The organism is Paenibacillus thalictri, assembly GCF_004307995.1.
Taxonomy (GTDB): domain Bacteria; phylum Bacillota; class Bacilli; order Paenibacillales; family NBRC-103111; genus Paenibacillus_AF; species Paenibacillus_AF thalictri.
The window spans coordinates 174,011-197,497 of sequence record NZ_SIRE01000016.1 but is presented as its reverse complement, the minus strand read 5'-3'; the positions used below and the strand labels follow the sequence as shown (position 1 = coordinate 197,497).

Sequence of the window (23,487 nt, the reverse complement as noted above, 5' to 3'; positions counted from 1 at the left end):
ATATATGATTGTAAGCCGCTTTCGTTTATTTGTATAATTGAATTAACTGAATAGCTAATTCAAAAAAACTGAACAGAGGACTCGAAAACCGCAATGGATCTGAAAACATTAAAAACGTTTCAGCTGATCGTAAAATACGGCAGCTTCAACAGAGCAGCCGAAGAAATGAATTATGCGCAGTCGACCGTTACCATGCAAATGCAGAAGCTTGAATCCGATTTAGGCGTGCAGCTTATTGAACGCGGGAAGAAGCTCGGGTTAACGGAAGCCGGGCGGCTGTTTTACGAGCAATGCGTGCAAATCGTAAACCAGATGGAGCAGGTGCAGGCCGATATGGCAGCTCTGCAGTCAGGCGAAGCGGGTTCGATTCGGCTTGGCGTGACCGAACCTACGGCAAGCTGCCGTCTGCCGGCAGTATTAAGTGGATTTTCTTCGCGGTATCCCAAAATTCGCTTGACCGTCGATGTGGCGAGTACCCCGGTATTAAGCGAAAGGCTTGATAGCGGGGAGCTTGATTTGGCGTTGTGCTCGACGCCTGAGATAAGCTCTGGATTATTTTTTGAGCCGCTGTTCCGCGAACCGTTTGCGGTAATTATGCCGCACAACCATCCGCTCGCCCTGCAGGATGCCGTATCGCCGCTGGACATGACGGAGCACCGTCTGCTGATTACGGCGGCGACTTGCCCGTACCGGAGGAAGCTGGAGACGGTACTGCGGGAGCTAGGCCATACTCGGCTGGAGACGATGGAGATCGGCAGCATGGCGGCATTGCCATATTTTGTTGCTGCAGGATTGGGCATTGCGCTTGTGCCGACCATCGCTTTGCAGCCGGCTCCCGCCGGAACGACGGTTCGCCCATTGCAAGGCGATCCTATCGATATGCTTTTCGGCATCCTCTCCAAACCCTCAGCGTCTTCTTCCAACCGTGCTTGTATGAAGTTTTACCGCTATCTCAAGCAGGAGCTGTCTGATGACCCAAATGTGTAAGATTAAGAAATGGAATCGCCCACAAAAAAGCGGCGGCGGATTAGGTGACCCAATGACCTAATCTGCGGCTGTTTTTATTTGTTCAGCAAAAAAGCCACTTTTAAGTAGGTAAGCCACTTTAAAGTGCCTTCTTCTGCATGAAGAAAATATGAGTTATTGTTAGCTCACGGAACAAAAACAAAATAAAAAATGCGAAAGAAGGAATCGAATATGAACAACCGGATGCCGGAAGCAACAAAAAAATTTTTAGCGGATATAGCCGGATTTCCGTCTCTGCATAATTTGTCGCCTGAGGAAATCAGAAAAGTTGTTGTAGCCAATATGATCTCCGATCACGTGAATCTGGCCGATACAGAAGATGTTCAATTGGACGGCCCGCACGGAACGTTAGCCGCTAGAATTTACCGTCCGAGTAAACAGCGGGAGTTGCCCGTGATCGTATTCTACCATGGCGGGGGATTCGTCTTTAACAGAATGGAGCACTACGACCCGATGTGCGGCAAGCTGGCGGCAGAAACCGGCCATGCCGTCGTCTCCGTCGACTACCGTCTTGCCCCGGAGCATAAATTTCCGGTACCTGTCGACGAAGCTGTCTATGCCGCGCAGTGGGTGTACGATAACGCTGCTGCGCTGGGTTTTGACCCATCGAAAATGTCAGTAGCCGGTGAGAGTGTCGGAGGCAATTTGGCCGCTATTGTGGCCCAGCAAGCCAGGCAACGCGGAACCTTCTCCATCGCCCATCAAATATTGCTTAGCCCGTTGACCGACTGGTCCGGAGATTATGAGTCGAAGCGCACGTACGGTTCCGGTTATTTCCTTGAGACTGCGCTGCTCGAATATTGCGCCGGTCACTATCTGAATTCGGATGCCGAAAAAACCGATCCTCTCGCTTCGCCGCTGCTGGGTGACGTAACCGGAGTAGCCCCTGCGTTAGTGGTGACTGCAGAATACGATCCGCTGCGCGATGAGGGTGAAAGGTACGGTCAAACGTTGGCGCAAAATGGCGTTCGCGTCGTGCAAAAACGCTATCCCGGCATGATCCATATGTTTTATGCCATGACGGATGTATTTGAAGACGGTCATGAAGTGTATGCGCTAATCAACGAGGAACTTCAAAGACTGAAATGAAAAAAGAGCTTTGCTTGCGGCAAGCTCACGGTGATGAATTGTCTTGGTCAAACACACTTCTTGCTTTCAGCACGGAATCGTAGTGAGCATCGGTCCATCTGTGCAGCACACGCATCGGTTCAATCAAAGTTTCACCTAAAGGCGTCAGCTCATATTCAACGGTAGGAGGGACGGTCGGATACACATAACGAACGACAAGACCGTCTCTTTCCAGTTGGCGCAGCGTTTGGGTGAGCATCTTTTGCGTCACGCCTTCAATCCGCTTCTTCAAGTCGCTGTAACGCTTCTTGCCGAATTCCAGCTCATAGAAAACAAGCACCGTCCATTTGCTTGAAACGACCTCCAGGGCTCTGCGGTAATGGCATGGCGACTCGCTCTCTTCCAACATGCTACATTCACCTTCCTCTGCAAATGATTTTGGTGCAAACCCGTAATAACCAAACTCTTGGATTTCCTTAAACTAGCGCTATTTTCATCATTGATGAAAAACTTGCCTGTATAAGCTAGGTGCGAAATTTAATGTCATTATATTACGAATCCATAAAGGGATAAAGTGGAAATGGTTGCGCGAAGTGAAAAGGCAAGACTTTGCTTTGCCGCCAAGTCAAATAAGGAAATTCAAGACCTCAGCCATAAAACGTTCAGGTTCTTCTATACTCGGCGCATGGCCGGAAACTTCAAATTCGGCGAAGGTGGAATTGGGAATTAATGCGGCGATTTCTTTTCCCCGTTCCGGCGGATTCAGGCCGTCGAATTTGCCGCTAATAACTAATGTACGAGCCCTGATCTTCTTTAGATCAGTGCGGTAATCAAAACCTTCAAGCGCTTTGTTCGCGGCGGCTTGCTCTTTGGGATCGGTCAACATCGCATGCTCTTGCTGCCATTCACTCATCGCATTCTGAACCGCAGCATCGTTATGAAACATGTAATTGAAAACGTGACTGAATTTTTGTTCGGTCGTGAGATCTTTCATTTCATCTGCATGCCGCTCGAAAAGCTGCTGCATGGAGGATGTTTTTCCATTGCTTTTCGGTACGATAAGCACAAGTTTTTTTATCCTCTCGGGTATTGCGATGGCAACTCCTTGCGCAATATAACTCCCCATCGATACTCCAAGAAGATACGCTGCTTCAATACCCAGAAAATCGAGCAGCGCGATCACATCTTGAACATGATCTTCCAGTGTGTAGTGGGGCGGTTTATGCGATTTTCCATGTCCGCGCGAATCTAAGGCAGTGACTCGAAAATGCGCTTTGAAGTGTCCCATTTCATGTTTTAACGTCATGCTGCTGCCCATGAGCCCATGAAGCATTACTAAAGGAAAACCGGCACCTTCCTGCTCATAAAAAAGCTCAGTTCCATTGGAGATAAACGTTGGCATCTGTACATTTCCTCCCGATTATATGAATTTGGTGCATGCGCGGCCCGCCGTTCGCAGCTTGCAGACAGCGGCCGCGCTGCACCGTTAGGCGACAGCAGAGCCTCTAAGAGATCAACTTGATCTGGCTCGAAATGACTCCAAGGTGAATAGCTTCGTGCATCAGAGCGAAGTTGAATAATTCGCCCGATGTGCCGAATTGGAACGGCCCCATCTCAAACGGCGTTTGCAAATGTTTGTCCAGCATTTCAGGTGTCAGTTCGGAGAAACGGGCAAGCTGAGCCGCCAGCAATTGAATCAATTCTTCCTTTGGCGGCGGAGCGATCTTCCAATCCGCGGGTTTTGTTCCGCTATTAAATAAGTTTTCGTATACGGCTGGAATGGTGGACGGCGATCCGAAGGCGAAAGTGGAATATCGATCCATCCAAAAAATCATATGGCCGATGTTCCAGCGAATGGTATTACGAAAGCCTTCCGGTTGAATATCCAATTGATTCTCCGGTACGTTCTGCAGCTGCCCGATAACGATTTGACGCAAAATGCTTCCGGAATTAACGATCGATTGTGACATGATTACAACGCCTCCCGATAATGGTTGTTTGTGTTTCGTTTTTTACATCCTCAGTGTATCTTGGCTGCTGTGAAGCAACAATCGCGAGATTCCGATGAGAGTGATCGGTTTCAGTAATGATAACATTCAGAACATTGGGGTATATGGAAATATCCGCTATAATGGAAACAGGATGGTTGCTTTAAGGAAGGGGCTTCTTAAGAATGGAGCTGAGACAGCTTGAATATTTTACTGCCGTTTGTAAAGAGATGCATTTCTCGAGGGCGGCAGAGAACCTGTGCACCACGCAATCAAATCTTAGCCAGCAGATCAAGTTTTTGGAGAACGAGCTGGGGCTGCCTTTATTTGACCGCATCGGCAAACGGATCGCTCTTACGGATGCCGGTAAGATTTTGCTGGAGCAATGTCAGCTCATCTTTGAACGCATCGATTACGTAAAAGGAGCGATAACCGATCTTAAACGAATGGAGGGCGGCAAACTCGATATCGGGATTCTCCCCGGCGATGGGGATTTGCTCTTTGATTCGCTGCTAATCAATTTCCATCTTGCGTATCCGAAGCTTTCAATAAGTGTAACGGAGACCATGGATGTGTATGGGCAAGTGATCGACGGAACAAGAGACCTTGGAGTGACCACGATGCCCCAAAATCCGGACGACCGGATTGCCGTCATTCCTTTGTTCCACGAGGAGTTTGCTTTAGCGATTCGTTCGGATCACCCGTTTGCCATATCGAAGGCGGTCCCTTTCGAACAACTGCAGCAGCTGAAAATGGTCATGTTTGGCCCGGAACACCAGATCACAAAGGTTTTCCACACTTGCTGTCAGGAAAAAGGAATATCCATCTACAATCCGATTGTAACCTCAACGTTATCGATACTCCTGTCCTTAGTCGAGCAGGGGATCGGAGCGTCCATTCTTCCGCGGATGCTGCTTGAATATCTGGACCGCGATAACATCTCGGCGGTTACGCTGCTTGATCCTACACCCAGCCAAGATATTTGCATCATCCATCGAAAGGACAAGTTTATGGGGCAAGCGGCAAAGTTATTTATCGGCGAATTGCAGTCATTTATTCAAGGCGTTACGGAGCGTTCGCAACGGTCTTTGGGGTGATCCGGAGGCACGAAGTTACTATGATTACAACAACATTTAGGAGGAGAAAAGATGTCGCAGGATGAACTATTCGATATTTTTAACGAACAGATGGAGCGAATCGGGACCGATACGCGGCGCAATGTGCATGCGAAGGGACTGTGGCACCAGACGTTCCACTGCTGGATTGTAAACAAAACGCCCGGCGGGGAGGAGCGTGTTCTGCTTCAGCTGCGGCACAAGGACAAGGATACACATCCGAACTCGCTCGACATCTCCTGTGCGGGACACCTTCAAGCCGGCGAAACCGCGTTGGATGGACTGCGCGAGCTGGAAGAGGAGCTGGGTTTAACGGTGCAGGCCGACGAGTTGGTCTACTGCGGCCGAATTGCGGAGGAGCATTACCTTGCAACCGGATTGATTGACAGGGAATTCCATCACGTGTTTGTTTATGCTTGCGACAAAACGCTTGATGAATATGAAATTCAGTTGAGCGAGATATCGGGGTTGTTTTTTGTATATACGAGCGATTTAAAGCAGCTGCTGAACGGGGAGAGGGCGTTTATCCAAGCGGAAGGCATCGTTGTTGACGAAGAAACGCAGGGAAGGAAGCGCGAAAGCCGGGAGATCGGCCTGCAGCATATCGTGCCGCGGTCTGAAGTTTACTGCAAGCTGCTGTTTGAGCATATCGGATAACTTCAGGCCGGGAGAAAAAAAGCGAACCCGTCTGATAGGGTTCGCTTCAAGTTTAAATAGAGGTCCTTACGTTTTTCGCGATTTCCGGTACCGGTATTGCGTCCATTGGTAATAGATAAAGCAGCCTATGCAAAATCCCAGAATGGCGATGGTGGCGGCTAAAGCAACCATAATGGTGGCGATATAGGCCAATGCCGTCCAACCGACAAAGAAACTGAAATATCCAAGAAAAAGCAGAAAGATCGCAATCAATTGGTTGAATTTTTGCTGGTTGGCATCCTCAGGGGTATATTCCGAAGGATGTTTGGTGAGGAATCTTTTGGCTAAACGAATGACGGGATTATAATCAAACAAGATGCCGGCAAGTCCCGCGATCAAAGGTAAAAGCAATATCCAATAAGCTCCCGTAATCCATGTCAGCACAACGGAAAGCACGATGAAGGCTTGATTTGTTCTGACTAACGGACGGGGAATTGAGTGTGCAGGCTGGTTCATCTAATTCATTCCTTCCCTATCGGTTATTACAATTATATATGGAATGTTTGCCATATGCACTATTTTACTTCAATTTTCTTTTGGATTCAAAGGAAGGAGCCGCTTTTTCGATGAATAAAACGGATCGCATGTTGGCCATCGTCCTTGAACTGCAGCGTAAAAAGCAAATGAGAGCGGAGGATTTGGCGGCAGTATTCGAAACAAGCGTCCGCACTATTTACCGGGATATTCAGGCTTTAAGCGAAGGGGGAGTCCCGGTCGTCGGCGCGCCCGGCATAGGGTACTCCTTGATGGAAGGGTATTTCCTGCCGCCCGTAAGTTTAACTGTTGAGGAAGCCGTTACGCTGCTGATCGGCGCTGATTTTGTGGAGCAGCGGTTTGATGCCAGTTATGGACGTAAAGTGCAGTCGGCCCGTGGCAAGATCGAAGCCGTCCTGCCCGATGGCGTCCGCAGCGAGGTGTCCCGGGTGCATTCATCGATCCGGCTGCTGGCCCTTGGCGATACCTTTACGGATTCGAACGAAAAGAAATGCCTTGAGGTGCTGCGGACCGCCGTATTGGAGGAAAGAAAGGTCAAATTTGATTACTCCAAAAAAATTCCCGGCGACGACGGGCGACGCGACAGCGTTCGCACAGCTGCGCCTTATGGGCTTGTGTTTACGCACGGCGCATGGTTGCTGATCGCAAAATGCGATCTGAGACAGGATCTGCGCCATTTCCGCTTATCGCGCATGAGCGGTTTGACGATGCTGGACGAAACGTTCCAGCGTCCGGCCGATTTTGTCCTGCACCGGTATCAGCCGCTGGATGACCGGAACACCATCATACGTGTGCTGGCCGATGCCGGTATTGCCGATAAACTTAAGGAATCGAACAACTTTTTTATGGAAGATGCGGAGGATCGTCCGGAGGGGTGTCTGTTTACGTTTCGGGTGCGCCGTCCCGAGGAGCTGCTGCCGTCGATATTAAGCTGGGGAGCAGGCGTTGTTGTGCTGGAGCCTGTATCGTTTCGAAACCGGGTACGTGAAGAAGTGGAAAAAATGCTGAAACGCTACTGACACACAGCTGTCAGTAGCGTTTTGTTATAGTAAGGTCAGACGATAAGAAAGGAGCTAAACAACTCATGACCACATTTAAAATAAGTACAACGGAGTCGCTGCAGCGTCTGGAGGACCTTACGAACCACTATATTGGCGAGCTGGACGGATTTAGTATGGAGCAGCTGACCCAAAAAGCAAGCGAAGACGACTGGTCGCTCGGACAAATGTATGTGCACCTCATCAACACGGCGTTATATATGCAGTTACGCAATATCGAGGTATGCCGCAATGCACAGCCCGATGCTGCCGAGGCGGCCGGGGGCGGAGGGAAATCGGAGATGGTGGAAGAAATTTTTGCTCAAGGAGCCCTGCCGGCTGTAAGAGTACATGTACCTCCTTCACCGCAGTACACCCCAGGACAGCCGGAAAGCAAGGAGCAGCTTGCTGCCGGAATGCGCGACGTTTTGAGCCGGGTGAAAGCGGCGGAACCCGGTCTTGCCGAGCTGTCCCCGCAGCAAACGGCGGCGCACCCGCGTTTTGGCAGGCTGAATGCTACGGAATGGTTTTTGCTGGTGGAAATGCACTATCGACACCATCTGATGCAGAAGGAACGGCTGAAAAGCTTGCTGTAGAGCGGCGAGCAGCCGTTCCGGACTCGGATGGGCAGCACTGGCGGCAGGTTTCCCTGGTGATGAACATACGCCTCCAACCTCCTATGTCGTAGGGGGATGAAGGCGTATATTTTGGCAGCAATCATATTTTCGTTATCGGGTTGTAGGTGTAGTCTTTGCTTGTGCGAATGACTTTAATTCCCCGAAGGTCCTCGCCGGAGCTTTTCAAAATTTTATATTCCATCATGTAGTAATTGGTATTGTTTTGCGAAAAAATGTCTTTAATCTCCGTTTCCGCTCCGAGTTTCTCTCTGAATAGATCGATATAGTCTTTTATGGTAGGGATTCTGCCGATTTCAATCAGCATCTCCATTGTCGTTCTACGGGCGCTGTACTTTTCTTGAAGTTCAATTGTCGTGATGTATCTGTCGTGAGTTTTTATCGGTGCATCGAAGTTGTCCATGACGAGCCCACCCTTTAAGTTTAATGACAGCCGAAATAATTAAACCAAATTATTACACATGTAAACGCGTACTTACAATCGGTCAGCATACCTATTTCTGCTTGATGACCGATAGTGACATGTCATGCCGTGTATTGGGCAGTCATATAAAAGAAACCGGGAAAAGCAAAACCGCCCGGCTGCTGCGGGCTAAACGAAAAATTCGTTCAGCCGCAGGACGGGCGGTATGGAGTCAATTATTGGTTGATGGCGCTCACTCTCAGTTCGCTCCAAAGCAGCTTGTCACCGGAGACGGAACGGATATGCACCGTTTTGCTTTCCCCGGCCAGCAGGTCGAAGAAGTTGTCGCTGAACCGGATACGGCCCTGCGGGAGATCAAGCTTGACCATACGCGCATGCGCGTGAACGGCGGTAATGCGGACGGTCTGCGCCGCTTCGTCGATCTGCACATCAAGCTGGACGGCAGGCAGCAGCAAATCTTTATGGTCGCGCAGATAAAACAGATTGTCGGGCGCCTTCCAATCCTTCGTGCTTACTTTGACTACAACGGACCGCGGGTCTGCGCCCTGCAATATGTCGCTTTCCGGAAGGCTGCCGAGCTGACAAGCGGAGTTCGGAGAAACATGCGCGTCATACGTTTGGCTGAACAGCAGCTCACCGGCGAAGGTGTGCACCGTCAGCCGGACTTCTCCGCGCAGCTCATCCAATGTGTCGTTGACCGCCCATATGCGCAGCGGCTGTTCCGGTTCGTGATCGATAGAGAGCAGCAGCGGGTGATAGAACTGGCGGGCATAATAATAAGACGCCTTTGGCAGCAGCTCATAATCGATCAGCGACCAACTCGTTCCGGGCCAACTGTCGTTGAGCTGCCAAATGAGCGAACCGCTTGTCCGATGTTTGTTGCGGCGGTAATGCTCGATGCCGTATTTCAAGCCTTCGGCTTGGGTCAGCATCGAGAAGTTCATGTACTCCTCGATATTGCTTGGGATGCCTGTGTAACCTTCCATCAGCAATATGCCTTTTTGATGATTCGTATCTTTGTTGCGGTAAGCCATCTCTACGCTGTTCCAATAGAACTGGCCGTCCGGGATATTTTTCTCCAGCGTGTAACGGTTGGCGGAAGCATGCATGCCGAATTCGCTGCTGAACAAGGTGAAGTCTTTTTTATAGTTTTTAAAGGTGACGCCTTCCATGCTGTAGTCCAGCAGCGGCGGCTCGCCGAACTTGCGCGGGTAAACGGAACCGTGCCATACCTGCCAGTTATGGCGGTCGCCGATGTCCGGATCGTTGGCGTCATTGCCGCCGTACGGGGAGGACGGCCAGTAGGCCCGGCTGTCGTCGAGCGCCTCCAGCGCCTCCGGGATCAGTTCGTGGTAGATGGCTTCGCCGTAGAACGGGCATGTAATGTCGCCGCCTGCCGTCTTCATGTCGTACAGCCAATCGATTTCGTTGTTCCCGCACCATAAGGCCAGCGAAGCGTAATTACGCAGGCGTTTGATATTATATACGACTTCCTTGCGGACGTTGTCCATAAAATCGCGGTTGAAATCCGGGAAAAGCGCATTGGCAAAAGCGAAGTCCTGCCACACGAGCATCCCCTGCCGGTCGCACTGCTCGTAAAAAACGTCTTTCTCGTAGATGCCGCCGGCCCACACCCGGAGCATATTCATATTCGCTTCTACAGACAACTCGATTAGTTCCCGGTACCGGTGATCGGGGATACTTCCGATAAAATGGTCGGCCGGTATCCAGTTGGCTCCCTTGGCGAACAGCTTAACGCCATTCAGCAGGAAAGCGAAGGCATGTTGTCCCTGCGCGTCTTGCAGCTGAAGTTCGATGGTGCGGATGCCAAATGGCTTGCGGTAAGTATCGACAAGCTCGCCGTCGGCGTAAAGATCGACCTCCAGAAGGTACAAATACGGCTTGCCTAAGTCATGCGTCCACCATAGCTTTGGTTTGATGATCTCCAGACTGACGTGTGCCGCGCTGCCATCCACTGCGGCTTCCGCAGCTGCGGCGGTGCCGCCTTCCGCATCCGCTAAACGAATCTCGCAGCGGTAGTTGGCGTTTTTGCCAAGCCGGGTCACATCGACGTCGATTTTAACGGCCGCGGCTGTGCCGGAAATCGCCGCCGTTCTAGCAAATACGCTGTCCAGCTTGGCCAGCCGTTTGCGCTCGATGCGGACATGGCCCCATATGCCGACCGTCACCATTCGCGGTCCCCAGTCCCAACCGAAGTTCATCGCCGCTTTGCGCAGCCACGGGCGCTCCTTCGTGTAAGACGACCATTGGAATAGCTCTTTGTCGCGGTTGTGCAAATGTAACGGATCGAATTTGACGGCAATGGTGTTTTTCCCGTTGCGGATGACCCGGGTCACGTCAAAAGCATGCGCCATCAGCATGTTATTTGTAGTTCCGATTTCCATTCCGTTAACATAAACGGTAGCAAATGTGTCCAAGCCGTCGAAGATTAGCTCATGTTTCTCGCCGCTGCCGGTTTCCAGCGTATAGTTGAAGGAGCAGCGGTACCACCATTCCTTCTGCTCGATCCAGCGGCTTTTTGCGTCGTTGTGTCCGAAATACGGATCGTCGATCAGTCCGCGTTCGATCAAAGCGGAATGCACGTCGCCTGGCACCTTCGCCGTAATCCAGAAGCGGTCGTCCAGTCCTGCCGCTGCGGCCTCAAGCGGACGCGCTTGTCCGACCTCGAATTGCTGTAATCTCCATAAGCCTGATAATTCCATGCCGTTCTCTCCCTTGAGTGATAAATGATCTTATGTCAATAATAGGGTTTTAAGCTTTTGGAGGTTGAGGCTGTCCCGTTGCCCGGGAGGCTTCCTCCCTGAATTCGCTTGGCGTCATGCCGGTTATTTTTTTGAATACTTGGCTGAAGTATTTGAAGTCGTCAAAGCCGACCGTTCCGGCAATTTCGGCTATTTTGGCCGGGGATACGGATAATATTTCCTTGGCCCGTTCGATTTTTTGTCTTGTTACGTAATCTCCAAAAGTCAAACCGGCTTCTTTCTTGAAAACTTCGCTTAAGTGGTTTGGATGAAGATGGACGTATTTCGCAACCTGCTGCAGACTGATGTCCTTGCCCACATGCTCCCGAATATATGCCATTGCTTTCTGGGTATGCGTCGTTTGCCCGCCGGCGAGCCGGTGGTGGAATAACTCCATTATGGACAGCAAATGCTGAAACAAGGCATCCTTGAGAAAAACTTGATCCGCTTTAAGCTGAAACGGCTGCAGCTGCTCTTCGATCATGCCAGAACGACCCGTTGCGGAAACCGCCCGTTCCAGCCAGCGGTGTGCGGAAAGCGCCGCGGAATGGACCAAGCTCTCCAGCGAGTCGATGGTCGTTTGCGGATTATCGAGTTCGGGCTGCACATAGCTGATCACCCAGTTTTTCAAAGCGACGGAATCGTCCTCCAGTAATATCGCCGACAGCTCGTGCTCCTCATCTTGCGTGCATACCGTCTTGCCGCCCTTCCGCGCGGCGATGTCTGCAAACATCAACACCGGCTGATCGAGCACGGTTTTGTAGCTGAACGCATAATCCGCGGCGCGGTAAGCATCGTGCAATTGCTCGCGGCGGCGGACGGTTTTGCCGATGGCGATGTGCAATCTGCACTTGAGCAGGCTTTTGATTTTTTGCAGCACCGCCGCGGGATAAGCGTCGAGCTCTACGGCTTGCTGCTCCCGGCAGGTTACAAGCACGATACGCTGCTTGTAAATGAGCGTTTCCCCGGGCAGCAGCTCATGCAGCATATTGTCGACGGCAAACAGCAGCAGCGAAACGGACCCGGGAGAATCCCCCCAGCCCTCGGCTGTGATGATGAACACTTGCAGCCTGTCTCCGGAAGCGGTTTGGCCTGCGAACAGCTGCGGCAGGTAGAAAGGCAGCAGCTCGGCATCGACCGGGGTTGTTTCGCCTTCGATGATCCACCGTTCAAACAGCCGCTTGCGGATTTCCTGGTTTTTGTATTGGTCCTGATTATGATGTTTCCACTTATCTTCGATGCGCTGCTTGACCTGCAGCACCGTTTTCATAATTTCTTCCGGCCTGCTTGTTTTGAGCAAATAATCGCTGACGCCCTGCCGGATCGCCTGCTGCATATAGACGAAATCGTCATAGCCGGAAAGAATGATCGTCTCCAGCTCGGGAATGATTTCACGAGCTTTCTCAGCGAGATCCAGACCGTTCATATGCTTCATGCGGATATCGGTCAGCAAAATATGGGGGCGTTCTTCGGGAATACGCCGCAGCGCTTCTTCAGCCGAAGCCGCCGGGTCCAGCAGCTCCAGACCGATTTCCTTCCATTTAATCACCTTGGCCAGCCCGGTGCGAATGATCACTTCGTCGTCAACGATTAGGATTTTCATCGGTGTCCTCCAACATAGGGATCGAAAAGGAAACACAGGTTCCGGCATTCAGCCGGCTTTCAATGACCAGCCCGCAGTCGCTGCCGTAGTGCAGCCGCAGCCGCTCGTGCACGTTGCGAAGTCCGTAACTGGCGTCGGCAGCGTAACTTCCCGTCTCGGCGTTTAGGCTGTCATTAACTTCCTGCAGCCGTTTCTCCGTCATGCCGGCACCGTCGTCCATCACCCTAAAACCCATCATATTTCCTTTCTGCTCGGCAAAAATCGAAATTGTGCCCGGCGCCTCCTTCTTCTGGATACCGTGAATCATGGCATTTTCGACCAGCGGCTGCAGCACCAGCTTGAGCATATACGTATCGCTCAACCGGGCGTCGACCGTAAATTCGGCCTTGAATTCATCCGGAAAACGAATCGATTGCACCTGCACATAATTGCGGATATGCGCCAATTCCTGGGCCACGGTGCAGTATTCCTTGCCCTTATTTAAGCTGAAGCGGAGAAAATCGCTTAACGCTCCGACCATTTCGGCAATCCGGTTTTCTTCGGTCATCAGCGCAATCCAATGGATGGACGATAAGGTATTGTAAAGAAAGTGCGGATTGATTTGCGCTTGCAGCGCCCGCATATCCGCTTCCTTCTTCCGGCTTTCGTTATGGATCAGCTGTGTCTTCAGCGCTTCGATATGCGTCCCAAGCAAATTGTAGCTTTGTGTGAGACGTCCGATCTCGTCCCCCGTGTAGACCGGGTACTGGGGCAGCGGCTCGCTCGGATTCACCTTGGATAAGAGGCGAGTCAAACCGCGGAGCGGATTCGTAACCCGCTGAATCACAAACAAAGTAAGAATTGCATTAGTCACGACGGAAATGACGATGGCGATGCCCGTTAGCTGCAATATATACCGGTTTTGCGCACTGTAGGTTTCGGCGGGAATGCTGCCGATGATCGTCCAGCCAAGCTGCGGCTCCCGGACATACAAAATATTTTGCTGTTCCTTGTCGCTGCCATAGGTCCACTCTCCGGACAAGCTGCCGGCGATGCCGTCCTTCAATCCCGGGAATATCGTTTCGGCCGAGCGGGTAAGCCAGCTCTTGTCGGTGGAGGAGATGATCTCCAGCTTCTGATTCAGCAGCGCAACCTTGCCATGCCCTTGCGCCAGCTGCGGCTCCGACCAAATACGCGAGAGAATTTGCTCGTCCAAACTGATGGACAGCCAGCCGAGCGTCTGGTAATTGTTGTAGTTGCGAAGCGGGCGGACGAAAGAAAAGACCTGCCGGTCGCCCATATAATTTTCGATATGATACAGTCCTGTCCATATTTTGTCCGTGACTTTGCGGATGTCAAGCTGCTTATCGATTTCGGTCGAATAGATCGTCGATGTTGACATGGGTGAGCCGGAAGGCGGATAAATCGTAATGCTGGAAACGTAATTTTTGGAGTACATTAGATTGGTCATCAATCCGAGAATACGGGACTGCGTTTCAAAATTGTCGTCCGGCTTGCTCATATAAGCTTGAATTTCACGTTGGCCGATGAGGAACAGCGACATGTTTTCCACGTCTTTGAGAATAAACTGAAATTTCGCGTCCATTTGCGCAAGTGTATCCAGACCGTCCTGCTGCGCTTTTTCTCCGGTAATACGCGAGGAGGTGGTGAAAGCGAAAGTGCCCAGAAACAGCAGAGGGATCAAGGTGGTGACGAGCATGATTAAGGAAAGCTTGCGCTGCAGAGAGTATCCCAACCATTTTCGCATGTCCTGTGATTCCTCCTTGAAATTTCAAAATTGGCGCCGCGTCAGCCCTTGACGGCTCCGGCTGTCATACCTTTCATGACCTGTTCCTGAAAAGCTAGATAAACGGCAATCGTCGGAATGACGGCGATGGTCATGGCGGCAAGCGTTAAGCCGTAGTCGGTTTGATAGCCGTCGGCGAAGCCGGCGATGGCGAGCGGCAGCGTTTTTAGGGCGCTTTTGCTAATAAAAATAAGGGCAAACGAGAAGTCGTTCCAGAAATGCAGAAAACTTAAAATGACAACCGTGGACAAAGCGGGCATGGAGATGGGCAGCATGATGCGCCAGAAAACGCCCCACAGCCGCGTGCCGTCGATATAAGCCGCTTCTTCGATTTCTTTCGGAACCGAAGCGAGATAAGCGGTTAAGACGAAAATCGCCGTCGGCAGCGCGAAGGCGGTATATGGCAAAATCAACGCCCAATACGTATTAAGCAGTCCGATTTGCTTCATCAATATAAATAAAGGCACAAGCGTGCTGTGGATCGGGATCAGCATACCGATGACAAAAAACGTCAGAATGACGCCTTTGAACCGGAATTTGATCCGGGCCAGCACATACGCGGCAAGCGAAGTTACAAATAATGTAAGTGCTAACGAAACGACCGATACGATGACGGAATTCACAAAAGCGATGCCCATCTTGGAGGACTGCCAGGCTGTAATAAAATTGGCGAACTGCCAGCTTTCGGGCAGGCTGAATGGCTTGTTGAAAAACTCCGCATTTGTTTTGAAGGAGGAGATGATCAGCCAATACAGCGGGTATAACGTTAAAATAGCATAAAGCGTCAAAAACGTCCAAAGTGCCGCCTGTCTTCCATGGCGCAATGAACGTCGCGGCCCGTTAGCAGAAGCTGGCAGCGATGCAGCGGTAGTTGGAGTTGAGTTCATGGGGATCCTCCTTTCCATTATGATTTTGGCTTGCGTGAGGTCAGCCATTGGCTGATGCCGATGAAGACCAGGCTGATCAGCACGATCGAAGTCGAGATGGCGCTCCCGAAGCCGTAGCGGTATGACGAGAATGTCGAATTGTACATATAGGTTGCAAGCAGCTCGGTTGCATGTGCCGGCCCGCCCTTGGTCATCACATAGACGAGGTCGAACGATTTCAAACTGCCTGAGATGCATAAAATAATCGCGATCTGCACGGTGCTCCAGATCATCGGCAGGGTGACGGAGACAAGCTTGCGCGCCCCTTCGGCGCCGTCGATTTGCGCGGCGTCATGGATCTCTCCGGGAATGTTTTGAAAGGCGGATATAAAAATAATTAAATACAACCCGACAAAGCTCCATACAAGCGGCGGAGCCAAAGCAAATATCGCAATGTTGGCGTCGGACAGCCACTGCAGTTTCCACCCGGACAGCCCAAGCGAGTCGAGCAGAAAATTGAGAATGCCGATCTGCGGATGATAGATGTACTGCCAAATTAAGCCGATGACCACGGAGGACAGTACCATGGGAACAAACACGGCCGAGCGGATGAACCGCTGCAGGGCGTTGCTTTTATGCAGCACGATGGCAAGCACCAAGGCAAGCGGCAGCTGGCCGAAGACGGATACAAGCACGAAGATGAGGTTGTTCTTCAGCGCCCGCCAAAATACCGGATCATGGATAATTTCCACATAATTTTTGAGGCCGATGAATTTAGAGGCGCCGATGCCCTTCCAGTCGAAGAAGCTGTAATAGCTGGACCAGATGACCGGGACGAAAACGAACAAGGCGTAGATCAGCAGGGCGGGTGCGAGGCTAAGCGCAACAAATTTGCGGATGTAGGCTGCGTTCATAAGTGTCGATTCACTTCCTTTGCTGGCGAAAGTAGTCAGCCCTGCCACGAGCGTGGAGGGCTGATTGATGGAGCTTGTACTATTTGCCGACTGCGCTTGCTTGCGCATCCTGGATTTTTTTGGCGACAGCCTCCGGACTTGCGCCCATCAGCAGCTCCTGCAGGCCGTTGTTGATCACTTCCGTAGCGGCGGAGCCCAGCTTGGAATCGTAAACCGGACTGATCTTTGTTGTTTTCATCAGCTCGTTCAGCTCGACAAACAACGGATGCGCCTTGGAAGGATCAAGGTTAATTTTGTAGCTGACAAGCGTGCTGCTGTTCAGCGTCGCTTGTTGGCCGTCAGGTCCGGCCAGCGCGTAGAACAGTTTAAGCGCGGCGTCTTTTCTGGCGCCGGTCAGTTTCTTGCTGACGCCAAGCCCCGTGCCGACAACGCCGGCTGTGGACTGCGCTTCGCCTTTGCCGCCGGAGATCACCGGAAGCACGGCGATGTGGGTTTGGTCAAGCACTTCCTTCGGCGCGTTCTTCACGACATCCGCCATTGCCCAGCCGCCGTCGATGAACATCGCTGCTTTGCCTTGGAAGAACAGCTGTCTCATCTGATTTTGGTCGATGCTGTTGTAGCCGTCTTGGAACGCTTTGGAGGTTTCCAGCTCTTTCAGCTTATTCAAGGATTGAATAAATTCCGGGTCGGTGAATTTGGTTCCGTTCTGGTTTACTGCCTTCAAGAACCAATCCGTTCCTGTAATCCGGTCGGCGATAGCGCTAAAAATTGTGGATTGTACCGCCCAGTTGGCTTTGTTGCCAAGCGCAATGGGAATGACCTTGTTATCGTTGAACGTTTTAATGCCGGCGAGAAGCTCGTCCCACGTTTTTGGCACTTGCACCTTGTATTGATCAAAAATCGCTTTGTTGTAGAAGATAAAAGAGCTCGGCGATAAATTCATCGGCACGGAGTAAACTTTTCCGTCAATGGTGTAGCCGTCCAGAGCGCCTGAGATAAAGTTATTTTTCCACTCGGGTTTGCTGTCGAGAAACTCGTTGATCGGCTGAAGCAGATTGCCGCTGACAAATTCTTTGGTCATCGCATCGGGCCACATCACGAACAGATCGGGCATATCGTCGGCAGCGGCTACCGTTTTTAATCTTGTTTTCAAGCCGTCTGTCGGCAAACCTTCCGCTTCCAGCTCGATATCGGGATTGGCTGCTTTAAAATCGTCCAATATCTTGCGCATGGCTACTGCTTTGGCGTCCTGACCGGACCAGTTATGCCAAATGGTCAGCTTTACTTTTTCTTTGGAGCCGCCGGCAGCCGCAGGCGCTGAATTGGTTGGGGTTTGATTGCCGCCGGCGCATCCGGCAAGCAAGACGGATGTTGCCAGCACGGCCGTGGAAAGTTTAGTTAATGTTTTCATGGTCGACCTCCTGTTTAATGTCTAGTACTATTGTACGTAAATTGAACCGTTTCGAAAGGAGAATCGGATAAGGAGCAGGGTAGAAAATAATCGGATTAAGTAAATGGAAATAATTAGTTGACAGCACATTAAGTAAGCGCTATCATTTATTTATCGAACGAAGTTCGCATATGCGAACTTAAAATGCATTACATAAGGAGGGAATGATTCATTTGCGTATTACAAAGCTGGAGTTATTTCATGTCAAACCAAGATGGTTGTTTTTGAAGGTGCACACGGATGAAGGCATTACCGGCTACGGCGAGCCGATCGTCGAGGGCAGGGCTCGCACGGTGGAAGCGGCGATCCGCGATTTGGAGTCTTATCTGATCGGGCAGGATCCGCTGCGCATCGAGCATCATTGGCAGTCGATGTACCGCGGGACGTTTTATCGCGGGGGACCAATCCTGGTCAGCGCGATCAGCGGCATTGAACAAGCGTTGTGGGACATCAAAGGCAAGTACTACAATATGCCGGTGTATGAGATGCTGGGCGGATCATGCCGCACAAAGATTCGCATGTACAGCCACTGCTCCGGGGAGACGCCGGACGAAATCTCCAAAAATGCCGTCAAAAAGCAAAAGCAAGGTTTTACAGCGATCAAAATCGGCATCGATCCTCCCGTGCTGAACGTCGACAATTTGGCTTTTGTGGAGAGCCAGGTTGCCAAGCTGGCGGCGATTCGAGCGGCCGTCGGCAAAGAAATGGACATTGCGATCGATTTTCACGGCAGGGTTAGCCCGGCTATGGCGATCCGCCTCGCGCGCGAATTCGAGACGTATTATCCGATGTTTATCGAAGAGCCGTGTTTGCCGGAAAACGTCGATACGATGGTGCGGGTGGCCCAATCGACTTCGATTCCGATCGCTTCGGGCGAGCGGCTGTTTACCCGCTGGGGTTTCCGCGAGGCGCTGGAGAAACAGGCGATTGCCATCGTTCAGCCCGACCTGTGCCACGCCGGAGGCATTCTGGAAGCGAAAAAAATCGCCGCCATGGCTGAGGTTTATTATGGCTCGATTGCGCCGCATAATCCGCTTGGTCCGATCTCGCTGGCTTCCTGTCTGCAGCTTGATGCGTGCACGCCGAATTTCCTTATTCAAGAGCACCCTTCGCTTCACGAGAAATGGGACCTTGGCGTCGGTTATTTGAAAAATCCGTTTGTCATCGAAAACGGCTATATCAGCTTGCCGCAAGGACCTGGCCTGGGCATCGAGGTCATCGACGAGGCGCTGATAGAGAGAGCTTACCCGGGAGATTGGGATACGCCAAGGCTTTATTACGAGGACGGGTCATTTGCCGAGTGGTAGGCAAGGAGTCTGTAGGGCGAAACCTAAAATGATGAATTATTATTCATGCATATAGTTATTGCGGGAAAGGGATGTCACTCCACCGCCAAGGAAAACCGCGTTTTTTTAAATTTACCTTGCGGTAAAAATACGTTTTTCAAAGCGGACGTAAACTTTTCGTACCATTCCCTTTCCTTTCATACACTTGCAGGAATAAAAATTCGCCAAATTCATTCCTCTCTACGGACTCCTAGAAGAATAAATAATAAATAGGAGGCGCAAACGATGTTAACCAAAAAGTCCAAAAAGATGAAGGTTTTGTTTGGCAGTCTGATGTCGGTCAGCGTGCTGCTGACCGCTTGCGGCGGCGGTGGAACCACTGGAGGCTCAGCCGGGGGTTCGGGCGGCTCTGCGGCCCCCGCTGCTCCGGCTTCCTCCGCTCCTGCTGCCGCTCCGGCGGCCAAAGCGCCCGAGCCAAAAAAAGATGAGCCGGTCACGCTTACCATCGTATCCACCACGATCCTCGAGAAGCCGGAAGCGACCGTCGAACAAGAGATCGCCGACGCGTTTATGAAAGCGCATCCGAATGTCAAAATCACATTTGTCGGCGTGCCGATGAACGATTTATACGCCAAGCTGACGACAATGGCCACAGGCAAGCAGCTCCCCGATATTTTTACGAACAATCCCGAATTTGCAGCGAAAGCCGATGAAATGGGCATTGTAGCGGATATGACAAAGCTGATGGGCGACGACTTCCTGAAAGGATTTTACCCTTCCAATCTGAAAGAAGCTTCTTATAAAAATAAGCTGCAGTTCGTTCCGTGGTTTACCGCGCCGACAGGGCTGCTGTACCGGGCGGACTGGTTCCAGGAGAAAGGGCTGAAAGCGCCCGAAACGTGGGACGATTTCCGGGCGGCCGCCAAAGCGCTGACCGATCCGGGCAAACGCTGGGGTTTCGCTATGGTCGGTGCGAAGAACGGCTCCGGCGCAGGCCGCTTCATGCACATTCTCCGTTCGTTCGGGGTCGACGAGCTGCGCGAGGAAAACGGCAAATGGGTGACCGATATGGATAAACCCCAGGCGATTGAAGCGCTGAAAATGTTCGGCGAGCTGTATACCAAAGATAAAGTTGTTCCTCCAGGGCCAACGCAGGTCAGCTATGCCGAAGCCGTCACCCTGATGGCTCAGGAGAAAACCGGGATGATCATTACCGGGCCGCATACGACCGGCGCAATTTACGCGCAAAATCCGAATCTGAAGGGCAAACTTGCTTCCGCTCCCGTACCAAAAGCCGCTAATGGCGGCAAGCATATTACAACACTCGGCGAACTAGGCTTCTCCATTTCCAGCAGCTCCAAGAACCAGCAGGTTGCCGCCGAATATTTGAAGTTTCTGGTCAATAAAGAAAATGCCGTGAAGTTCAATGAGGTAACGGGCAGAATGCCAACCCGCACGGAAGCCGGCGATCAGGTGAAAAACAGCGGCCCGACGTTTACCGGTTTCATCCAGTCGTTGGACTATGTCACCACATTCCCGCAGGTTGCGTTTATGCCGAAGGTTCAAGATATTCTTGGGGAAGCGTATCAGGCGCTCATTACCGAGCAATCGACGCCGGATGCGGCGGCCAAAAAAGCGGCGCAGGCGATCCGCGATGAAATCCAGAAAAGCGCTAAGTAGCCTCCAAATTGTCCGCATATGAGGGGAAGAGCGACCTTTTCCTCTCCATTTTTAACTTCGTTTATTATTGCGCCAGGGGGAGGGATTGCCCTGAAAAGGCAAGTTGTGCAAGGCGAATGGGCAGGGTTTTATTTTGCGCTGCCCGCGATTTTTATTATGCTGGCGCTTATCGCTTACCCGCTTGTTTACGGCGTGGGCATCAGCTTTTTTGATACAAATCTGCTCAATAAGTATGATTTTCGCGGGCTGACCAATTATTTGGACGTCCTAACCGACTCCGGTTTTTTGAAAAAGCTGTACATTACCGTGAAGTTTACGATTATGGTCGTAGTCGGCAACTTTGTCGTCGGATTCGCATTTGCCATGCTGCTGAATATGAACATCAAGGGGAGGGCATTTTTTCGCGCTATTCTTGTGCTGCCGTGGCTGTTTCCGGAGGTCGTGGTCGCCTTGATCTGGAAATGGCTGTTTAATCCGCTGTATGGGCTGCTGAATTATTATTTGATGGAATTTCATCTGGTCAAGGAGCCGCTTGACTTGCTTGGCAATCCGCAGCTGGCGCTCATCAGCGTAGCCGTTCCGGCTATCTGGAAAGGATTCTCGCTTGTGCTTGTGATGATTTTGGCCGGATTGCAGTCGATCTCGCAGGATCTTTACGAAGCAGCGGAAATCGACGGCGCCAACGTGTGGCAGTTGATCCGGAATGTCACGGTTCCGGGACTGATGCCGGTGCTGACGGTCACGCTTATTTTGGAGACGGTATGGTGGTTTAAGCATTTTACGATCATCTATTTGCTGACCTCCGGGGGACCGGTGGATGCAACGAGCGTGCTCAGCATCGATATTTACAAGCAAGCTTTCGAGCAGTTCCAATTCGGCAGAGCTTCGGCTATGGCGGTTCTTGTGTTCCTGATCTGCCTGCTGATCAGCTATGTGTACAGGAGGATGCTGAAAGAACATGACTAAAGTGCGGAATCCGGCGCTGCTGACGCTTGTTTATGCGATTTTGGCCGTTGCTTGTCTATTCATATTGATTCCCGTATTATGGATGATATCTACGTCCATCAAAGCGGAAACCGATATTTTCGCAATCCCTCCAAGGTGGCTTCCGGAGAAAGTGACTTTCGACGCGTTCAGCCGGATATGGACCAACTATCCGTTTGGCACTTATTTCGTCAACAGCCTGCTGTCCGTTTCGCTGGCTACCGTGCTGTCGCTGTTTTTTTCCACGTTGGCCGGTTTCGGCGCTTCGCGGTTTCAGTTTAAAGGGAAAGGCGCATTCCTGACCTTCCTGCTCGTCACGCAGATGTTCCCTTCGATTATGCTGCTGATTCCATTTTATAAAATCATGCAGATGTTAGGGCTGCTCGATTCTTTGGCGGGACTTGTGCTTACGTATATTTCGTTTACCATTCCGTTCTGCTCGTGGATGATGATGGGCTACTTCAATACGATTTCCAAAGAAATCGATCAGGCTGCGATGATTGACGGCTGCAGCCGGTTAAGGCTGTTTTGGCAAATCCTGCTGCCGCTTACGCTGCCGGGTGTCGCCGCCACGGCAATCTATTCGTTTATCGCCGGCTGGAACGAATATATTTTTGCCTTGGTGCTGATTACGACCGAAACGAACAAAACGCTGCCGATCGGTATCGGACAGCTGATCGGACAATACAAAATCGTTTGGAACGATCTTATGGCCGCGTCGCTGGCGGCTTCCGTCCCGCTGACCATATTGTTCCTCTTTATGCAGAAATATTTTATTTCTAGCTTAACTGCGGGGGCTGTGAAATCTTAAATGAAAGAAAATAAATCTGCGGCACGAACCATTGATCTGCTTGTGTTGATCCAAAGCCGCAATTCTTCCTTGACTCTGACGGAAATTTGCGACGGGCTTTCCATTCCCAAAAGCAGTGCCTTCGAGCTTGTACAAACACTGACGAACAAAGGGTTTCTGGAAGTAGAGGACGAGCGGCTCAAAACTTACAAGCTGGGTCTTAAGCTGTACCAGGTCGGCGTCTCGTATTTGACCGGCAGCGACTTGCACCGCATCGCCCGCCCGATTATGGCCGAGCTGGCAGAACAAACCGGAACAACGGCGTTTTTGGCGATGGAGGACAAAGGGGAGCTCGTTTACCTGGATCAAGCCGAGCCTTCTACCTCGGTCAGAACGGCCACCAAGCTGGGCTCCAGGGCGCCGATGCATACCACCGGCCTGGGCAAAGCGCTGCTCGCCGCTTATTCGGAGCAGGAGGTGCTGCGCATCACTGGAGGCGGAGATTTATCCGGCCAAACGGCATACTCCATAACCGGATACAGCCAATTGGAAGCGGATATTGAGCTGACCCGATCCCGCGGATATGCGGTGGATCTGCGGGAAAGCGACATCGATATTGCCGGCGTATCTTCGGCTGTTTACGATTGGAAGCATAATGCGATCGCCGCGCTTGGCGTCGCCACGCTTCACAGCCAAATGGACGACGAGCGGATCGATGCGCTTGGCAAGCGGGTATCGGAGGAAGCGCTGCGAATATCGCGAAAACTTGGCTACGTCGGTACCCGATTATATGAAATATACAAAGATGACAAACTGGTGTAAGATGGAAATAACGTCTTTAATTATTAACAAGACCGACATCTTGCGGTGAAGCAGCAATGC

22 protein-coding genes are annotated in these 23,487 nt (G+C 51.3%); 11 read left to right on the top strand and 11 right to left on the bottom strand.

The window, feature by feature from the left end:
• Window positions 1-93 precede the first annotated feature (93 nt).
• Both EYB31_RS22495 and EYB31_RS22490 read left to right on the top strand, forming a co-directional pair.
• A complete protein-coding gene (locus EYB31_RS22495; RefSeq protein WP_131015663.1) occupies window positions 94-987 on the top strand; it encodes a LysR family transcriptional regulator in 894 nt (297 codons plus the stop codon).
• 210 nt (window positions 988-1,197) lie between these two features.
• Window positions 1,198-2,115, top strand: a complete 918-nt coding sequence (locus tag EYB31_RS22490) for an alpha/beta hydrolase (RefSeq protein ID WP_131015662.1) — start codon at window positions 1,198-1,200, stop codon at window positions 2,113-2,115.
• Between the two features lie 25 nt (window positions 2,116-2,140).
• Here the strand turns inward: EYB31_RS22490 and EYB31_RS22485 are convergent, their stop codons facing one another.
• The 3 genes from EYB31_RS22485 to EYB31_RS22475 form a co-directional block, all read right to left on the bottom strand.
• On the bottom strand, window positions 2,141-2,503 hold the full coding sequence (locus EYB31_RS22485; RefSeq protein WP_131015661.1) for a winged helix-turn-helix transcriptional regulator: 363 nt from the start codon (window positions 2,501-2,503) through the stop codon (window positions 2,141-2,143).
• 216 nt (window positions 2,504-2,719) lie between these two features.
• Window positions 2,720-3,496, bottom strand: coding sequence for an alpha/beta fold hydrolase (locus EYB31_RS22480; RefSeq protein ID WP_131015660.1), 777 nt, complete (start codon window positions 3,494-3,496; stop codon window positions 2,720-2,722).
• Window positions 3,497-3,599: 103 nt separating this feature from the next.
• Complete coding sequence (locus EYB31_RS22475) at window positions 3,600-4,064, bottom strand: DinB family protein (protein WP_131015659.1); 465 nt, start codon at window positions 4,062-4,064, stop codon at window positions 3,600-3,602.
• Between the two features lie 203 nt (window positions 4,065-4,267).
• Between EYB31_RS22475 and EYB31_RS22470 the strand changes: the two genes are divergently transcribed.
• On the top strand, window positions 4,268-5,179 hold the full coding sequence (locus EYB31_RS22470) for a LysR family transcriptional regulator (RefSeq protein WP_131015658.1): 912 nt from the start codon (window positions 4,268-4,270) through the stop codon (window positions 5,177-5,179).
• Window positions 5,180-5,230: 51 nt separating this feature from the next.
• Window positions 5,231-5,854, top strand: coding sequence for an NUDIX hydrolase (locus tag EYB31_RS22465; protein ID WP_131015657.1), 624 nt, complete (start codon window positions 5,231-5,233; stop codon window positions 5,852-5,854).
• Window positions 5,855-5,920: 66 nt separating this feature from the next.
• Here the strand turns inward: EYB31_RS22465 and EYB31_RS22460 are convergent, their stop codons facing one another.
• Window positions 5,921-6,349: a DUF4395 domain-containing protein gene (locus tag EYB31_RS22460; RefSeq protein ID WP_131015656.1), complete on the bottom strand. Its 429-nt coding sequence runs from the start codon at window positions 6,347-6,349 to the stop codon at window positions 5,921-5,923.
• Window positions 6,350-6,459: 110 nt separating this feature from the next.
• Between EYB31_RS22460 and EYB31_RS22455 the strand changes: the two genes are divergently transcribed.
• Together EYB31_RS22455 and EYB31_RS22450 are read left to right on the top strand one after the other, a co-directional pair.
• The gene (locus tag EYB31_RS22455) at window positions 6,460-7,407 is read left to right on the top strand and encodes a helix-turn-helix transcriptional regulator (RefSeq protein WP_131015655.1); all 948 of its coding nucleotides are present in this window, start codon (window positions 6,460-6,462) and stop codon (window positions 7,405-7,407) included.
• Between the two features lie 80 nt (window positions 7,408-7,487).
• Window positions 7,488-8,021 carry a DinB family protein gene (locus tag EYB31_RS22450; protein ID WP_131015715.1) on the top strand — a complete coding sequence of 178 codons (534 nt, stop codon included), beginning with the start codon at window positions 7,488-7,490 and terminating at the stop codon, window positions 8,019-8,021.
• A gap of 121 nt (window positions 8,022-8,142) precedes the next feature.
• Here EYB31_RS22450 and EYB31_RS22445 read toward each other — a convergent pair whose 3' ends face one another.
• From EYB31_RS22445 to EYB31_RS22415, 7 genes are all read right to left on the bottom strand, one after another.
• A complete protein-coding gene (locus EYB31_RS22445) occupies window positions 8,143-8,463 on the bottom strand; it encodes a hypothetical protein (protein ID WP_131015654.1) in 321 nt (106 codons plus the stop codon).
• 236 nt (window positions 8,464-8,699) lie between these two features.
• Window positions 8,700-11,207, bottom strand: coding sequence for a beta-mannosidase (locus EYB31_RS22440; protein WP_131015653.1), 2,508 nt, complete (start codon window positions 11,205-11,207; stop codon window positions 8,700-8,702).
• 49 nt (window positions 11,208-11,256) lie between these two features.
• Entirely contained in the window at window positions 11,257-12,849 is a 1,593-nt protein-coding gene (locus tag EYB31_RS22435; protein ID WP_131015652.1) for a helix-turn-helix domain-containing protein, read from the bottom strand.
• Window positions 12,830-14,596, bottom strand: a complete 1,767-nt coding sequence (locus EYB31_RS22430; RefSeq protein ID WP_131015651.1) for a sensor histidine kinase — start codon at window positions 14,594-14,596, stop codon at window positions 12,830-12,832. Before EYB31_RS22430 ends, EYB31_RS22435 begins: the two co-directional genes overlap by 20 nt.
• 41 nt (window positions 14,597-14,637) lie before the next feature.
• Entirely contained in the window at window positions 14,638-15,522 is an 885-nt protein-coding gene (locus EYB31_RS22425; protein ID WP_131015650.1) for a carbohydrate ABC transporter permease, read from the bottom strand.
• A 17-nt stretch (window positions 15,523-15,539) separates the two neighbouring features.
• The gene (locus EYB31_RS22420; protein ID WP_131015714.1) at window positions 15,540-16,415 is read right to left on the bottom strand and encodes a carbohydrate ABC transporter permease; all 876 of its coding nucleotides are present in this window, start codon (window positions 16,413-16,415) and stop codon (window positions 15,540-15,542) included.
• Between the two features lie 79 nt (window positions 16,416-16,494).
• A complete protein-coding gene (locus tag EYB31_RS22415) occupies window positions 16,495-17,826 on the bottom strand; it encodes an extracellular solute-binding protein (RefSeq protein WP_131015649.1) in 1,332 nt (443 codons plus the stop codon).
• 203 nt (window positions 17,827-18,029) lie between these two features.
• On the opposite strand from EYB31_RS22415, the gene dgoD reads away from it, so the two are divergent.
• The 5 genes from dgoD to EYB31_RS22390 all read left to right on the top strand — a co-directional run bounded on the left by dgoD (window position 18,030) and on the right by EYB31_RS22390 (window position 23,427).
• A complete protein-coding gene (gene dgoD, locus EYB31_RS22410; RefSeq protein WP_338119971.1) occupies window positions 18,030-19,172 on the top strand; it encodes a galactonate dehydratase in 1,143 nt (380 codons plus the stop codon).
• A 264-nt stretch (window positions 19,173-19,436) separates the two neighbouring features.
• Window positions 19,437-20,831 carry an ABC transporter substrate-binding protein gene (locus EYB31_RS22405; RefSeq protein WP_131015647.1) on the top strand — a complete coding sequence of 465 codons (1,395 nt, stop codon included), beginning with the start codon at window positions 19,437-19,439 and terminating at the stop codon, window positions 20,829-20,831.
• Window positions 20,832-20,849: 18 nt separating this feature from the next.
• A complete protein-coding gene (locus tag EYB31_RS22400) occupies window positions 20,850-21,797 on the top strand; it encodes a carbohydrate ABC transporter permease (RefSeq protein WP_131015646.1) in 948 nt (315 codons plus the stop codon).
• Window positions 21,790-22,626 carry a carbohydrate ABC transporter permease gene (locus EYB31_RS22395; protein WP_131015645.1) on the top strand — a complete coding sequence of 279 codons (837 nt, stop codon included), beginning with the start codon at window positions 21,790-21,792 and terminating at the stop codon, window positions 22,624-22,626. Before EYB31_RS22400 ends, EYB31_RS22395 begins: the two co-directional genes overlap by 8 nt.
• Complete coding sequence (locus EYB31_RS22390) at window positions 22,627-23,427, top strand: IclR family transcriptional regulator (RefSeq protein WP_131015644.1); 801 nt, start codon at window positions 22,627-22,629, stop codon at window positions 23,425-23,427.
• Window positions 23,428-23,487: the final 60 nt, after the last annotated feature.